Source organism: Flammeovirgaceae bacterium SG7u.111, assembly GCA_034044135.1.
GTDB lineage: Bacteria > Bacteroidota > Bacteroidia > Cytophagales > Flammeovirgaceae.
The window spans coordinates 3,323,969-3,340,582 of the sequence record CP139021.1; the positions used below are offsets into that span (position 1 = coordinate 3,323,969).

Sequence of the window (16,614 nt, forward strand, 5' to 3'; positions counted from 1 at the left end):
TGTTTCTTAAGAATATAAATGGTGATGTGTACACATAACAAACAAATATGTTAAATAATGAAATCGTTCAAGAAGTTTTTAGCAATCACAGCTGCTATTTTATTACCTTTTATACTTACTAGTTGTGAAGAAGATAACCCTACGCCAGACAATACTCCAAGTGACGAAAAATTTGAGTATTTTACTCCTAACAGCCCTCAGCCAAAAGGCGATCGGCTTTTTGGGATTAATATTACAAAAGATAAAAATGGTTTTTTTTCAGCATTTGAAAGAACGGATGAACTTCCTATTGAAATAGTTGAAATAAATATTCCATGGGACTCAATTGAAGTTTCCGAAGAGGTATATGTGAACCCTTTGGGCAATGTACTTACGGCTATCGACTATTACGCTTCAAAAAATGTAAAGGTTTCTATAAGTTTAGCCGTGTTGAATACAGTGGGAAGGACAACTCCTGATTACTTAGATGGGTTGCCTATGAATGACCCGAAAGTGATTGCCGCTTTTAATAAGCTTAGCGATTGGGTAATGAATACCGTCCCTTCATCGGTAGATGTACCAGGATTTAGTATTGGAAATGAGGTTGATTTGGTGTTGGAGGGAACTGAGTGGGATGAGTATATCGAGTTTTATGAGGCAACATCAACGCATTTTAAAACAAACCATCCTAACATAAAAGTTGGTTCAAAAGCAACAGTAATGGAAGGCGTATTGGGATCTAAGTTGGCTAAGGTTAAAGAGCTGAATCAGTATAGCGATGTAGTCATGCTTACTTATTATCCGCAAGAAGGGGATTTTAGGGTGCTAGATCCAGGGTTTGTGACGAAGCATTTCTTGAGTATCAGTGGAGCATTTACAGATAAACCAATTTGGTTGATGGAGGTTGGATATCAATCAGGCGAGGATTATTGCGGAAGCTCAGAAGAACTGCAAGCTGAATTTTACCATAATCTCTTTAAAGCTTGGGATACTAATAAAGATAAAATTGAGGTAATAAACGTGAACTGGTCACATGATCAGTCGGCAGAGCAAATTGAAGAATTTAAGGCGTATTATGGTTTATCCAGCCCTGCTTTCATTGAATACCTTTCTACTTTGGGGATTTCTAACTATGACGGTAGCTCGAAGTTTGCATTTGGTCAAATCGCAGAGGAAACTGAAGCAAGAGCTTGGTAAACGCTTCAGTAGCATAACACAAAATATCTATTCTAAAAGGGGCTTTGATTAAGTAAATCAGAGCCGCTTTTTTTTTGATTAATTAAATTTAGAAACAAGTTTTTCATGCTGGTTTGTCTGCATTTAGATAAATAAGTTAATTTAAGGCTTTCGAATTTAATCCAGATCTAACTCGTACCTATTATGCCTAAATACTTTAGAATTTTATCTATTGATGGCGGTGGAATCCGTGGTGTTTTGCCCGGGCAAGTCCTCTGTCATGTAGAAAAATATTTACAAACCATAACTCAAGACAAATCAGCTCGTTTGTCAGATTTTTTTGACATGGTAGCAGGAACAAGTACTGGCGGGATACTTGCCTGTGCATTTCTTTTACCCGATTCCAGCAGTCGCCCGAAGTTCAGGTCGAATGAAGTAGTAGATCTTTATTTGAACCGAGGTGAAGCCATTTTTGACAGACCTTTTTTCAAGAAACTGAGAACCTTAGGTGGAATTACCGATGAGAAGTATCCTGAAAAAGGCTTGGAAAAAGCGTTGGAAGAATACTTTGGGGAAACCAAAATTTCCCAGCTCTTGAAACCCTGTGTGATTCCTTCTTATGATGTCACGCGGAGAAAAGCAACGTTCTTCCGTCAACACTCAGCAAAAAAGAAAGGCGATTGCGCTGATTTCCTTGTAAAGGACATAACAAGGGCTACGTCTGCCGCACCTACCTATTTTGAATGCGCAAATATCAAATCATTAGAGGGAGATGAGTATGCGATGATAGATGGAGGAATCTTTGCCAATAATCCTGGGCTTTGTGCATATGCCGATGCAAGGCGTTTTTATGGAAAAACAGCGAGTGAAATGGTTATCTTTTCCTTGGGAACTGGCGAGAAGAAAAAAAGCTATCCTTATGATAAAGTAAAAAACTGGGGGTTGGTGCAGTGGCCTGCTCCATTGATTGATATCATGATGTCATCGGTCGCCGAAACAGTTGATTTCCAGTTAAAGCAAATTTATGAAGCGGTGGAGCAGCCTAGTCAGTATTTGCGGGTGAATGAAACCCTGCCAGAATGGGTAAATGAAGAGATGGACGATGCCAATGAAGAAAACATGAGAGCTTTGCAGCAGTTTGGCGATCAAGTTTTTGCCAAACATAAAGTTGCAATTGAGAGCTTTGCCAAAAAATACTTGGTTCAAGATGATGGCGATGATCTTATCGCTTGATGCCATACATAAAACAAACAAAAAGGGTTGCGGTAAACTACCACAACCCTTTTATTTTTCTAATCATTTACGTATTATGTCAAATTACAGCATTTTTAATTCCTTTATATACTATCAAAAAGCTGATGACGGATGGCATATTTCACCAAGCCAGCCATGTTTTTAGCTCCTGTTTTTTCTAGTAAGTTTCGCTTATGGGCATCAACTGTCCGTGGGCTGATGAACAACTTATCGGCGATTTCTTGATTGGAAAACTCTTGGACTATCAGTTCCAATACTTCTTTTTCCCTTTCGGTAAGTGGTATTTCCATATCGGAAAAAGAACGTGATTTTTTCCCGCCAAGGCTATTCATAACCGTATTGGTTACTTCTGCCGAATAGAACTTTTCTCCAGAAACAACTGATTCAATCCCCCTAATAACTTCCTCCTGCCCGCTGTTTTTTAGCAGGTAGCCCGAAGCGCCCGAAGCCATGATGCTTTTAATGTATTGGGGTTCATTGTACATGGACAGAACAAGGACTTTTATATCTGGGTACAGCTTAGAGACCTCTTTTGTGCAGGTGATCCCATCCATCACATCCATCCTAATATCCATGATGATGGCATCCACCTCTGTTTTTTCGAGCCTTGCCAATACTTGCTTGCCGTTAGAGGCCTCTGCAACAATCTGGAAGCGATCGTTTCCTTCCAAAAAAGAACGGATTCCATCTCTGATTACCTGGTGGTCATCCGCTAATAATATTTTTATCACCTCTGACATCTACTTAATTGTTTATTGGTTGATGTTTTAAGAATTATAGTAAGTGGTTTTCATTTTTAAGTGGAACCTGAACCGTGATATTTGTTCCTCTGCCCAAGTGACTATCTATGCTAAGTTCACCTGAGATAGCCTTCGTTCTGGTAGACATGCTGTTCAAGCCAAAACCGCCTGGCTTATCTGGTTCAAAACCTTTTCCATTATCCTCAACGGTCAAAATGACCATATCTTCATATTTCATAAGCTGTAATGTTACTTTGTTTGCTTCAGCGTGTTTTAGTATGTTGTTAAGTGCTTCTTGAGTGATCCTGAAAAGCCCATTCTCCATGCTTTCTTTTAGCCTTTGCTCTCCTAGGTTGTGGAAAAAATCTATGTCCATCCCATTTACTCCTTGAATACCTGTGAGTAAATCTTCTACGGCAGAAACATATCCAAAATCACTAACGGTTTTGGGCATTAGGTTATGGGCCATGTGTCTGCTGTCCGAAATAGCCTTTGTCAAAAAGTCCATGCCTTTTTTGAACATTTCTTGACTTCTTTCATCCAGTGTTTTTATTTCGTTTCTAATCACATCGAAGTTGAGCGAGGCTACTGTTAAGTGTTGCCCCATTCCGTCGTGAAGCTCGTGAGCCATACGAGTTCGCTCCTTATCTTCGGTCTCAAGTATGGTGGCAATAATCCGTTCCTCAGCTCTTCTTTCCTCGGTAATGTCTTGATGAAGAGAAAAATAATGAGGCTTGTCTTTTATTTCAATAGTGAGGGTTGATGTACGAACGATGCGTATTTTTTTATCTGACGTAAGGAATTGATGTTCAAAATTAAATAGCCTGCCTTCTGATCTGATAATGCCCATCACTCGCTCCCTTTCTACTTTTGAGCCCCAATAAGAAAGCTCTTCAATACCTTTTCCAACCAACTGCTCTTTTTTTTGCCCTACAAGATCTTCAAAGCTTTGATTCACATCCGAAAGCATCGAGCTTTCAACCTCAATCATGCTCATGGCAACAGGAGCAATGTAAAAAGCAAGAGAAAACTTCTCTTCCGATTGTTTTAGCTCTCTGTTTTTCTGCTTAAGGTTTTTGATCAATAACTCGTTTTGTTTTTTCAACCTGTAGGCACCAAGTGCATTATCTATATTGACCTGAAGTTCATTCTTCTTCCAAGGCTTGGTGATGTATCGGTAAACCCTGCCCACGTTGATAGCTTGCATCATTGCCTCGGCATCGCTATATCCAGTGAGAATTATCCGGATAGCATCTGGGAAACACTCAGCTACTTTTTCTAGGAATTCAATTCCCGTCATCTTGGGCATCCTTTGGTCAGTAATCACTAGTTGGATTTCCCTGTTATTGTGAGCGCACGACTCAAGTATTTTCATGCCTTCATCACCTGAAGAAGCCGTATATACCTCATATCGCTTACGGAATACATATTTAAAGCTGGTAAGGTTTTCTACTTCATCATCCACATAAAGTACCCTGCCGCCCTGAGAAGGGGGAGTGAATTTTTGGGTTCTGACTTCGGCATTTTCCATGTTTTGCTAGTGTTATTATATACTCAAGTTATACTGAGATAGCTAGTCCTCTTCAATTTAAGGCGTTTTTGCAAAGCTTAATAAGAAGCCGTTACTGGGAGGAATATCTTAAAGTTAGTTCCTCTGTTCTCTTCGCTTTCTAATTCAAAAACGCCATTGTGTTGCTGAATGATTCCTAGGCTGACGCTAAGCCCAAGCCCAGTTCCTTCGCCCACGTCTTTTGTTGTGAAAAAAGGTTCAAATACCTTGTCCCTAATTTCTATTGGGATTCCAATGCCCGAATCGGCTATGTTTATTTCCACCCAATCGCTAGAATTGCTCAATTTGAGTAGCTGAACGTCACCTTTGCTCAGCAGTTTTGTTTGGATGAGAATAGATCCGCTTTCAGGAAAAATATCTCCCTTTTCTTTCTCTATTGGTAACGGCTTTTTCCCCGTATAATTCTTTTCCTTAGCCTGAATTGCATGAATAGCATTCAAGATTAAGTTCATAAATACTTGGTTGAGTTTTCCAGGGAAACATTCGACCTGCGGAAGCTCGCCAAACTGCTTGTTTACTTGGATAATATCCTTGTATTGACTGCGGAGCATAACCAAGGTCGATTCTATACTTTTATGCAAGTCCACTGTTTTTACTTCTGCTTGGTCTACCCTCGAAAAGGCCTTCAATTCATTTACAATCTCAGCAGTTCTTTCCACCCCTGTGTGGATATTGTTCGTTAGAAGATCAATTCCTTCCAGCAGTTCGTCATAGCCTAGTACATGCTTTAGTTCTTCAATCTCTGTGATTTTCTCTTCTAGGTTTTCCTTATTTACCCCCTCGTACTTGTTCAATATTTCGAGTAAGTCACCCATCACATCTCGCAGCCCTTCTATGCTTGAGCTTATGAAATTGACAGGGTTGTTTATTTCGTGGGCAATGCCTGCTGTCAACTGCCCGAGAGAAGCCATTTTTTCGGAATGAATTAGCTTCGACTGCGCAGATTTTAGCTTGAGTAGTGTTTCTTGTAAATCTTTGTTTTGAGTATTGAGAATACTTTCTTTCTCTTGGAGTTGGCTCGATTGCTTTTGCGTTTCTTCCAACAGTTTTTCAAGCTCCTTTGTTCTTTCGGCAACTGTTGCTTCCAGTACTGTTTTCTGGTTAGTGATGAGCGCTTGCCTTTCTTTGTACGAAGCGATCAATTCTTCCTCAGCTTTTTTGTTATTGGTGATGTCGAACAAAAAACCTTCAACGGCTTTCAGTTTCAAGTCATCATAAATACCAATTCCCTGTTCCCAAATCCATTTTTGCTCGCCATAAAGTGTAGTGATTCGGTAATCAACTTGGTAAGAAGTGCCAAGCTCTAAAGCTGATTTTATCTTTTTAGTGACACCTTTCCGATCCTCAGGCAAGATCAGAGAACTCCATCTGACCGAGTTCTTTTTCTTCAGAAAGTCTTTCGGGGCAACTCCAGAAATCTGATGGCAGCCTTCGCTGATAAACTCCAGCTTCCAAGAATCATTGCTTCTAAACACAACCCCGGGCAAGTTTTGGATAAGTGTGGTAAATTTCCTGTTGCTTTCCTTAAGCTCAGTTTCCGCTGTTTTCCGAATGTGAAAATTACCTATTTGACTGCTCATGGTTTCGAGCATATTATTTTCTTTCAAATAAAAAGATTCTTCCACTAGCATATCAGGCGCATCGGAATGGTACACTTCCAAAGCGCCAATCCTTTTCTTTCCAGCCAATACCGGTTTTTCCGTTTTCCAAATTGTTTCAGAAAACCCTTCACTCTCAAAAGCCTTTCCTTTAAAAAGAATACGGACATGGCTTTGCCTATCATCGTCCCAAGCCGAAGGGATGAGAAGGGCAACCTGTTGCAGCACAAAATCTTCTTCTTGGGAAATATCTACCGTTAGCCTTGAGATTTTGTAAAGGCAATCTAGTTCTTTCATTCGCACCCGAATATGCTTCAATAGCTTACGCTCTCCTTCTTTCGCTTTCAGCTTTTCAGAAATATCTTTTGCTGTTACCACAGCGCCTATCACCTTCCCATTTTTATCTTTTATCCCCGTGGAAATATATTCTACAGGAAAAGTGGTGGAGTCTTGCCGCCTAAACACTTCATATTCCACCTCATTTTTTTCCCCATTTTCCAAGGTAAGGTCAATTGGATGGTTCTTTTTTGACGATAGACGTTCTTCTAAAATATCTTGGATACTAACCTCGGTGCTCAGTTTTTCCCTAGAAGAAAAACGAAGCATTTTTTTGGCAGGCTTGTTCATATAAATGACCTTACCCTGCTTGTCGAGCTGGAAAATCCCTTCTCCAGCAGCATCTAATATAAGTGTGTTCACTTGATCAGCGGCTGAGCTTGCTTCGGCTTGTTGTGCAGCTTTTCCGTGTTTCTGCACCACTTGCTTAGTGGCAGCTAAAAGCAAAGGAAGGTACGGGGCTTGGAAAAAGAGCGTGTTCTTTGCGCTTATATAAGAGGCAAGGTACTTTCTGTTTTGGATGGAGAATGGGATAAATAAAGCTTGAGTGCCTTTAGCGACCTTTCTTTTATTCTCCTCATTTACATCTTCCAACCAAAAGAAGTCTTTTTCTACTAATTCGGCTTCGTTTTTAAGCAACAAACTGATTGAGTCCGACGATAAAAACTGCTTTCCATTTGCCAGAAGTTCTATTGTTTCTTTTTGAAGAGAAAATAACTGGACAGTATCTGCCGAAAGGCTGTTGGCAAGGTGGGAAATAGCTTGTATAGATGGCTTTTGAAGCTCCCTATGCACAGCAAGGTCTTCCATTACCTTGGCTATATTATCCATAAAAGCTTTTGAATTCTCTTCCAAGTGTGTAGATGCGTTGTTGTTATAAATCTTAAAAAGCTAACGAATTAGGTTTAGCAAGGTTAAAAAACCTTAGAAGGATATGATTATAACCATATTTTCATTAGAATATTTTAAGAGTTATAGGCAATTTGCCTATTGTCTTTCTAATGGTATTTTATAAGCAAAAAAAGGAAACCGAAGCCTCCTTTGTATTCAATGAACCGCTAAAGGTTTTACCCTCGTTCCTTCAAAAAAGCATCTATCTCTGTTCGTTTGTGTGCAGAAGGTTGTGCCCCCATTTTGGTAATGGCAAGTGCCGACGCTGCCGAGGCAAATTTTACCGCTTCCTTCAAGCTCTTTCCTTCCACAATTGCCACAGCCAACGAGCCGCAATAGACATCGCCAGCAGCAGTAGTGTCAACAGCCTCCACATCAAAGGCAGAAACCCTGATTGCCTTGTCCCCATCTAAAATATACGAACCTCCAACGCCAAGGGTGATGATCACCTTTTCAGGACCGAGCTGTTGTAAGGCTTTGGCTGCCTTTTCTGTATTCTCGTCTCCATCAGGATTTATCCCACATAGAAATTCTGTTTCGCTCTCGTTCACCACCAAGTAAGTGAGCCCTTTGAAATAGCTCAGGTCAAACGCACGGGCAGGGGCAAAGTTGAGCAGAGTTGGCTTTCCTATTTTTCGGCAATAATCCAGTACATAGGTGATAGTCTCCTCTAAGATTTCGTATTGCATCACTACAATTTCCGCAGCTGCTATTTCATCTTTTATCTGGTCTATATAGGCAGGAGTGAGGCGGTAATTTGCTCCTGGGGCTACTGAGATACAATTGTCCCCTGCATCGCCAATCATGATGAGGGCAGTGCCGCTTGCAACGCCTGTTTCCTTAAATACATAGCGGGTATCCATGCCGTCCTTCTCAAAGTTTTTGACCATAACAGGAGCGAAGGCATCATCGCCCACGCAGTTTACAAAAACGACGTTTCCCCCAGCTCTGGCTGCGCTCACGGCTTGGTTCGCACCTTTGCCTCCAAACACTTGCATAAAGTCTGCATCGGTCACGGTTTCCCCACGCTTGGGCAAGCGGTCCATTTTCATGATCATATCTACATTGGAGCTGCCAATGACTACTATTTTCTCTGACATTGTTTTATGTTTTATCGGATTGCAAAATCTGTTTATCTAAAAAAATGGTTCTTCTTAGAAGCTGTTTGGGAATTATATTTAAAAATTGTTATCGCTTTCTTACAAATAGCACCTTTCTTTTAGTAGAAGTGGACTTGTAACTTTTTTTGGATAAAAAGTTGAGCCACCTTTTCATTATATGATTCTATAAATTCTGAAGGTGTTTTATACCCTAGAACTACTGGACAAAACCAAAATATTAAGAATATCAACCTCTAACTTGTTGGTTATACAGCGGTGTTACACATAAAGTCATCCTTAGGAAGATACAACTTATTGTAATACAAGGGAATATTCGCCAATACTTATCACAAAACAATCAGGTTGAATTGAAATACCTCAAATTAATAATTGGGATATTACCAATATGTGAACAAATATGTCATTATAGTAAAAATGTCTAGTATAAATTAGGAGATAATTTAAAAAAACGGCTAATTTTATATTACAATATAATACATTCACCTCATCCGCTACTAATGAGTCTGGGCGATTGAAAAAGTATTGCTAAATATGAAAATGATTTTGTGAAACCGTTTAGGCTTTACATCAAAAAAACTTTAGTCAACGCAAACTTACTATATGTAAAAATTTTACTTCTATCCCTTATGAGTAGCGAATATCTTTTTGTATACGGCACACTGATGTCAGATTTTGACAACGGTATGGCCACATTGCTTCATATGAATGCAGCGAAAATTGGAACAGGCACGGTTCCTGGGAAAATGTCGGCAGTAATGGACTGGCACTTTCCCTACCCAATGGCCTATCATATACCTTCCTCTTCCAAACTGGTAAAAGGAGAAATATATGAATTTGACGATATAGAACTATTCGATATCGTAATCCGAGAAATAGACAAATACGAGGGGGTTAAGCCCAAAAACGACATTCCCAGCGACTATGATCGCGTAAAAGTAGGAGTAACTACCGAAGATGGGAATGAGTTAGAATGTTGGATGTATGTTGCCGAGGATTTGAGAAAAGATCAAAATACGATTGCCTCAGGTGATTTTAACGAGTTTATGAAAGATAAGAAAAAGTAGCCGAGCTATATTTTCACAAAAGTCCCTTGGTCATTTTACCAAGGGACTTTTCTTTATCCTTAATTTGTGGCTTTCAATTCTTGTGCCGGCTCAGCTTGAAGAGGTAAAGAAATGATGGCTGTCGTCCCTTTGTTTTCTTCCGATTGGAACTCTAGCAACCCTTTGTGCTCTACTACAATCTTTACCGTGATAGATAAACCTAAGCCTGTACCTTCTCCTGGTCGCTTGGTGGTAAAGAATGGGTCGGTGATTTTAGAAATATATTCATCGCTAATCCCACAGCCATTATCCTTAATTCTTACTACTACTTTATCATTCTCAATGGATGAATTTATTTCTATTAGCCCCTCTTGCTCTATAGCCTGAATTGCATTTGATAAAATATTGAGGAAGACTTGGTGCAACTTTCCATCATTTCCCATTACCTCAACCAGCTCTTTTGTATAGTCTTTTTCGATTCTAATAAGCCCCTTGTGCTTGTGTTGTAGCATCACCAGGCAATTCTCAATAATGTTATGGATGTCACAAACTTCATCTTGAGCCACATTGCTTCTGCTGAACTGCCCAAGGCTTTTGACAATAGATACCACTCTTTTTATACCAGTTTTAATGGTGTTGATAAAGAAAACCGTATCTTTTTTATTTGCAATCTCTGGGTTGTTGAGCTGGTTTTCAAGTCCATTTACACCCGAATGAATAAAATTCAAGGGGTTATTTATTTCATGGGCAACGCCAGCAGTAAGCACACCTAGAGAAGCCATTTTTTCAGACTGAACCAGTTGGGTCTGTGTTTCTTTTAAATGTTCAATGATCGATTGGAGTTCTCTATTTTGATCTTTTATCTGCTTGCTTTGTAGGCTCAACTCTTTATTTGCCAACTCTAATTCTCTTGTACGCTCTTTTACCAATTCTTCAAGTTGTTCTTTATGCAAAAGCAACTGATTTTTCTGAGCTTCAATCTCTTCCTGATTGTTTATAAGCGCTTGGGTAAAATAATGTCCTATAAAAAGTAGCCCTATAGAAGCTAGAACTAAATCGACTATTCTTTCTACCAGCCACAGACTACTGTTTTCCAAATACTCGGACATATCAAATGGATATACCAAAACCCCTTCTAAAAAAAGTATACCAAAAGTCACATACATCAAAATAAGGAACAGCCACAGGATAAATGACTTTTTGATGGAAAGGTTGAACGATGCAAAAATAGGAAGGGCTACTATAAAAACAGAACTAGACGCCAAGATCCCAAAAGAATACAGTCCAGCAGCAATAGCTATAAAAACCACAAAAATCAATATGTACACCTTTAGCCCAAAAGAAAGTTTTTTCCTGTATATGGCAAGTGTAATAAGCATGAGTAAAGCACAAGTCTGTATATAGAAAGTAAGGCTTAATGCTTCTCCCCAATCTACCGCTATGGCAACGGTATGGGCAACAAAACCAATACTGGCACATGCAACTAGCGCTACATTAAGAACTTTGTTTTTTATCTCTAACAGTGCTCCCTTATTGGTATTATTCATAATAGTTGGAGAAAAATGTACTCATCATTAGGTATATAAGTAAGAACGGATAGCTTTAGGCAAGCTGTATGCCAAACAAGTAATACCTTTTTCCCTAAAAATACAAATCAAAACCTATAACCAGCGCTATCTATCAAAATTCCCGAACATAAATTTATCTAGGTTGTTTTATAGGATCGAATATTTCTATTTTTGGAAGTTTGGCATTTACCACCGCCCAACGAACTCATATTTGAATCTTTTCAAGCTAATATCCTATGGATTTCAAACTAGTCTCAAACTATCAACCGACTGGTGATCAACCAGAAGCCATCAAGCAACTGACCAAGGGAGTCAACAACAACGAGCCTGCACAGGTATTGTTAGGTGTGACCGGTTCAGGCAAAACCTTTACCATGGCCAATGTAATTGCCCAGACTAACAAGCCAACACTTGTATTGAGCCACAATAAAACCCTGGCGGCTCAGCTCTACGGAGAGTTCAAGCAGTTTTTCCCTGAAAACTCTGTAGAATACTTCGTGTCCTACTACGATTACTACCAACCTGAGGCCTATATAGCAGGCTCAGATCTATATATTGAAAAAGATTTAGCCATTAACGAAGAAATTGAAAAACTTCGGCTTTCCGCTACCTCCGCACTGCTGAGCGGAAGAAGAGATGTGATAGTAGTAGCTTCAGTTTCTTGTATTTATGGTATAGGAAATCCAGAAGAATTTGGCAAAAATGTAATTCGGTTCAAAAAAGGCGATACGATTCCCCGCAATCATTTGCTTTATGCTTTGGTAGATATTTTATATAGCCGGACCGAAGCGGATTTCAAGAGGGGAAATTTCCGAGTAAAGGGCGACACGGTTGATATCTATCCCGCTTATGCTGATTTTGCCTACCGCATTTTCTTTTGGGATGATGAAATAGAAGACATCCAACGAATAGAGCCCGATACTGGAAAGAAAATATCTAGTGAAGCTGCTATTAGTATTTTCCCAGCCAACCTGTTCGTGACTGGAAAGGATGCGGTACACAAGGCTATCTACGAAATCCAAGATGACTTAGTAGCCCAAATGACCTATTTTGAAGGGGACAGAAGATTTCTTGAAGCCAAAAGGTTGAAAGAAAGAACCGAGTTCGATTTGGAAATGATCCGTGAACTGGGTTACTGCTCAGGAGTGGAGAACTACTCAAGGTATTTTGATAGAAGAGAACCTGGTCAACGACCTTTCTGCCTGATAGATTATTTCCCAGATGATTTTCTCTTGATGGTGGACGAAAGCCATGTAACCATGCCGCAAATACGAGCCATGTGGGGAGGAGACAGGGCAAGGAAAACTTCATTGGTAGAGCACGGTTTTCGATTGCCATCTGCTTTGGATAACCGACCTTTGACCTTCAACGAATTTGAAGAGTTGGCGCACCAAAGTGTATATGTAAGCGCTACTCCAGCCGATTATGAACTAATGAAATCTGAAGGGGTAATTGTAGAACAAATCATCCGACCTACTGGCTTGTTGGATCCTGAGATTTTTGTTCGCCCAAGTGTCAACCAAATTGATGATTTGCTGGATGAGATAGACAAAACCATAAAAGCTGGAGAACGAGTCCTGATTACTACGTTGACCAAACGAATGGCAGAAGAGCTTACCAAGTACCTTGATAATATCCGTATTAAAACCCGCTATATTCACTCCGAGGTAAAAGCATTGGAAAGAGTCGAGATTTTGAGAGAGTTAAGGCTCGGCGTCTTTGATGTGCTTGTAGGTGTAAACTTGCTAAGGGAAGGACTTGATTTGCCAGAAGTTTCCCTTGTAGCAATTATGGATGCCGATAAAGAAGGCTTTTTGAGAAACGAACGTTCACTTATACAGACCATAGGACGCGCAGCAAGGAACTCCAACGGAAAGGTGTTGATGTATGCAGATAAAGTTACTGCTTCGATGCAACGGGCTATAGACGAGACCGCCCGAAGAAGGGCAAAGCAAATTGAGTACAACAAGGAGAACGGCATCACGCCTACTACAGTCATCAAATCGAAAGATGCGATCATGCAACAGACCAAGGTTGCGGATTCTAAAAAGACCACCAAGAACTATTATATAGAGGAAGAAAGCACCATTGCAGCCGATCCGGTAGTGGCGTATATGAAATCCGATGAGATAGATAAACTCATAGCCCAAACCAAAAAGAACATGGAAAAAGCAGCCAAAGACCTTGATTTCATGGAAGCTGCCCGCCTAAGAGATGAAATGTTCGAATTGGAAAAATTGAAAGCAGAGAAAAATGCTTAGAAACGAGAACTAAGACATTCTTTTATAAAAGAAATGGACGTAACCATAGAATTGATCATTATCCTTTTTTCATTTTTGGTGGCTTTTGGGATATTGATCTACAATCCAGCCAAATTTTTGGGTATTCCAAGTTTGGTGATTTTTATGGGAATAGGGCTTGCTTTGGGAAATGGAGAAGGAGGGTTGCCCGTTTTCGATTTTCCAGAATTTACCAGTTTTATTAGCTCACTTGCCCTCAACCTTATTATCTTTTCTGGAGGCTTTCAAAGCCCTATGGAAAAAATCAAAGGAGCATTTAAAGAAGGAATTGTTTTGTCCACTGTAGGGGTTCTCATCACCGCCATAACCATAGGGTTTATTACCCATTGGGTAACTGGGTTGCCCTTATTGATTTCCATACTTTTTGGGGCAATCGCATCTTCTACAGATGCGGCTTCGGTTTTCTCTATCATCGAATCTAAAAATATAAAGTTCCGACACAGAACCGATACCATCCTCGAATTTGAATCTGCTACCAATGACCCTATGGCACTCATCCTCGTGACGGTTTTTACACTGATCCTTTCCAGCAAAGAAGGTGCAGAAGTATCTTATTTCTATTATGTATTCTTGTTTTTCAAACAACTCACCCTCGGTGGGCTAGGCGGTTGGGCAATGGCTACAGGAGTTGGTAAGTTATTGCAAAAAATCACCTTGCAAGAGCGAGGCAGCGTCCCTATATTCATCATTGCAATCTTGATGATAACCGTGTTTGGAATTGATTTGCTTGGTGGAAACATGCTTATCGCAGCCTATGTATTTGGGGTTGTATTAGGAAATAAAGAATTTCAAGGAAGGCAATTGAGTGATACATTTTTCCATTCTTTCTCTTGGCTGGGGCAAGTGACCATGTATCTCTTTTTAGGCTTGCAACTTGCCCCCAATAAATTAATCGATGACTTTTGGATTGCCCTCTTACCCGCCTTGTTGCTGATTGTTATTGCCCGACCAATCGGAGTACTAATCAGCTATCTTCCTTTCAGAAAAGTGCCCTTAGGCAAAAAGCTATTCATTTCCCTCATTGGGCTAAAAGGCGCTACACCAATTGTATTTGCCTTCATGCCCATACTGGCAGGAATTGAAGGAGCGCATATTCTTTTCGATATGGTCTTCTTCGTTGTTGTCTTTTCTATCTTTATCCAAGGCAGTTTGCTTGCGCCTCTTGCCAGAAAGTTCAAGCTAATAGACGAAGAGGACTAAACCTGTCTTTTGGCTATTTTCGAGCGAACTTTCATTGTCAAAATCACCCCCGAAAGAGCAGTGGTAATCACATTGGCAATTAACAAGGGGACGTCTCCAATATAAAGCCCATAGGTACTCCAGCAAATTGTTCCAATAAACATCATTGAAAACGTGGTAAGGCTAAGGCTTTCCGTATTACCCGTCTTAATGGTTTTGAGTGCTTGTGGCAAATAAGCCCCGGTTGTCAAAACTGCTGCAATAATTCCAAAATTCTCCATCTTACAATGTTAGGTTAAAAGACATTAGACAAACCTTCTCGCTATCAAGAGGGTAAGCCCGAATAAAGACCTGCAAAACTAATCTTTTTTCAATTGATTGTTGTCAGAAAAACTAATCGTGAAGCAGATTGCCAAAACAGTTATTTCACTGCTAGCACTACTTTATACTTCCAAAGGTCTTCTTGAAGAGCCTTGTACTGATAATACCCACATTTGTAATGAGACTTGGCAAACCGGGTTACCCTTGGGTGAAAAAGGTTATATAATTCGGATGGGATTGCCCCCATAAGCGAACCGGCATACATTCGTCGAGCACTTTTTTTTATATTACGAGTATAATCGAACAGATCAACCTTGCTGAAACCAGCTTCATCAAGTTTACTTGCAAAATATGACGCCGAAACAAAATTAGGCACTCCCCAAGTATTCCCCCATTTGGTTATCCATTCATGCTTATCCTCTTGCCTTTCTTCTGTAAGGAAAAAATCACTCATGATAAGCCTTCCTCCTTTTTTTAACAAACGGTATGCTTCCTTTATAAAATCATTTTTGTCTGGAGTATGGCAAACAGATTCACAAGCCCAAACAACATCGAAAGACTCGGCAGGAAATGTTGTTTGGGTAAAATCCATAAACTGAAAGTTCAAAACTTCATCCAACTCTCTATGTGCGACAGTTCGTTGGGCAAAAGCCAGTTGCTTTTTACTTAGGGAAAGCCCCGTAACTTTAGCCCCTACTTCTTTGTGGATAAAAAAAGCAGCACCTCCTACTCCGCAACCCGCATCCAATACATTGTCCCCTTTTCGAATCCCAGCCTTTTCCAACAAAACAGCATTAGTGTTTGCCAGGGATTCTTCAAAAGTACGCGTGTTCTCATCCCATATCCCATAGTGAAGGGACAGGTTTTTTCTCAACCCCCACCACTTTTCATAATGTACGTGAGTTTGATCGTAATAATCTCCTACCTCTTTTGCTGAAAACATACATGTTTACTTCACGCCTAACCATTTTTTTGCCTCCTCAATATTGCAAAAAAACCTTGAGATATATCCCGTATCTGCTGCTTCTATTTCTTCAAACACTTGCTCTACTGCCAACTGTGGAATAAGCAGTTCGGGCAAAATGACAGCTTGTTTGAGCAAGCCAGCTGCAACTATCCTGGGTAAAACATTGTTGACAGTCCAATTTTGCAATTCAGGTGTGATGGCAAAGCGCATATCGAGTGCATCTGTCAATAAACCAACAGCCCTACATTTCTCAATCATATCCACAGATTCGCTCAGGATATTTTTGTAATCTTCTCCACTCATTTGCCCAGAGCTCGGGAACCATTTAGTATATATCAGATTATTTGTAGGGTCGAAATAACGCTCTACATGTTTATTTTCAATTTTTTTCATGTTCCAATCTCAATTTTAAATTCTTCTTCGCTACTACAACATTAGATATATCCTATACCTCCGCTCTTTTTGCCTATTTCAAATTGGCAAAAGAGCATGTTATAAAAACAAACAAAGCTAATGAGTGCAATATAAGTATTGGGGAGCGGATAGAAATTCCTCAAGCAAGCGCTGAAGA

General features: G+C 39.9%; 13 protein-coding genes. 5 read left to right on the top strand and 8 right to left on the bottom strand.

The window, feature by feature from the left end:
- Positions 1 to 57 precede the first annotated feature (57 nt).
- Both R9C00_12930 and R9C00_12935 read left to right on the top strand, forming a co-directional pair.
- Entirely contained in the window at positions 58 to 1,176 is a 1,119-nt protein-coding gene (locus tag R9C00_12930; GenBank protein WPO38359.1) for a hypothetical protein, read from the top strand.
- 183 nt (positions 1,177 to 1,359) lie between these two features.
- Positions 1,360 to 2,388, top strand: coding sequence for a CBASS cGAMP-activated phospholipase (locus tag R9C00_12935; protein WPO38360.1), 1,029 nt, complete (start codon positions 1,360 to 1,362; stop codon positions 2,386 to 2,388).
- Positions 2,389 to 2,492: 104 nt separating this feature from the next.
- On the opposite strand, the gene R9C00_12940 is transcribed toward R9C00_12935, so the two are convergent.
- The 4 genes from R9C00_12940 to rbsK form a co-directional block, all read right to left on the bottom strand.
- Positions 2,493 to 3,149: a response regulator transcription factor gene (locus tag R9C00_12940; protein WPO38361.1), complete on the bottom strand. Its 657-nt coding sequence runs from the start codon at positions 3,147 to 3,149 to the stop codon at positions 2,493 to 2,495.
- Positions 3,150 to 3,183: 34 nt separating this feature from the next.
- Positions 3,184 to 4,680: a response regulator gene (locus R9C00_12945; protein ID WPO38362.1), complete on the bottom strand. Its 1,497-nt coding sequence runs from the start codon at positions 4,678 to 4,680 to the stop codon at positions 3,184 to 3,186.
- Between the two features lie 77 nt (positions 4,681 to 4,757).
- A complete protein-coding gene (locus R9C00_12950; protein ID WPO38363.1) occupies positions 4,758 to 7,508 on the bottom strand; it encodes an ATP-binding protein in 2,751 nt (916 codons plus the stop codon).
- Positions 7,509 to 7,720: 212 nt separating this feature from the next.
- Positions 7,721 to 8,644, bottom strand: coding sequence for a ribokinase (rbsK, locus tag R9C00_12955; protein ID WPO38364.1), 924 nt, complete (start codon positions 8,642 to 8,644; stop codon positions 7,721 to 7,723).
- Positions 8,645 to 9,291: 647 nt separating this feature from the next.
- Between rbsK and R9C00_12960 the strand changes: the two genes are divergently transcribed.
- On the top strand, positions 9,292 to 9,729 hold the full coding sequence (locus R9C00_12960) for a gamma-glutamylcyclotransferase family protein (GenBank protein WPO38365.1): 438 nt from the start codon (positions 9,292 to 9,294) through the stop codon (positions 9,727 to 9,729).
- 59 nt (positions 9,730 to 9,788) lie between these two features.
- Here the strand turns inward: R9C00_12960 and R9C00_12965 are convergent, their stop codons facing one another.
- Positions 9,789 to 11,255, bottom strand: coding sequence for an ATP-binding protein (locus tag R9C00_12965; protein WPO38366.1), 1,467 nt, complete (start codon positions 11,253 to 11,255; stop codon positions 9,789 to 9,791).
- Between the two features lie 257 nt (positions 11,256 to 11,512).
- On the opposite strand from R9C00_12965, the gene uvrB reads away from it, so the two are divergent.
- Together uvrB and R9C00_12975 are read left to right on the top strand one after the other, a co-directional pair.
- Positions 11,513 to 13,537, top strand: a complete 2,025-nt coding sequence (uvrB, locus tag R9C00_12970; GenBank protein WPO38367.1) for an excinuclease ABC subunit UvrB — start codon at positions 11,513 to 11,515, stop codon at positions 13,535 to 13,537.
- Positions 13,538 to 13,570: 33 nt separating this feature from the next.
- Entirely contained in the window at positions 13,571 to 14,776 is a 1,206-nt protein-coding gene (locus tag R9C00_12975; GenBank protein WPO38368.1) for a potassium/proton antiporter, read from the top strand.
- On the opposite strand, the gene R9C00_12980 is transcribed toward R9C00_12975, so the two are convergent.
- The 3 genes from R9C00_12980 to R9C00_12990 form a co-directional block, all read right to left on the bottom strand.
- Entirely contained in the window at positions 14,773 to 15,036 is a 264-nt protein-coding gene (locus R9C00_12980) for a SemiSWEET transporter (GenBank protein WPO38369.1), read from the bottom strand. The genes R9C00_12975 and R9C00_12980 overlap by 4 nt on opposite strands.
- Before the next feature lie 140 nt (positions 15,037 to 15,176).
- Positions 15,177 to 16,019: a methyltransferase domain-containing protein gene (locus R9C00_12985; protein ID WPO38370.1), complete on the bottom strand. Its 843-nt coding sequence runs from the start codon at positions 16,017 to 16,019 to the stop codon at positions 15,177 to 15,179.
- Positions 16,020 to 16,025: 6 nt separating this feature from the next.
- The gene (locus R9C00_12990) at positions 16,026 to 16,436 is read right to left on the bottom strand and encodes a hypothetical protein (GenBank protein WPO38371.1); all 411 of its coding nucleotides are present in this window, start codon (positions 16,434 to 16,436) and stop codon (positions 16,026 to 16,028) included.
- Positions 16,437 to 16,614: the final 178 nt, after the last annotated feature.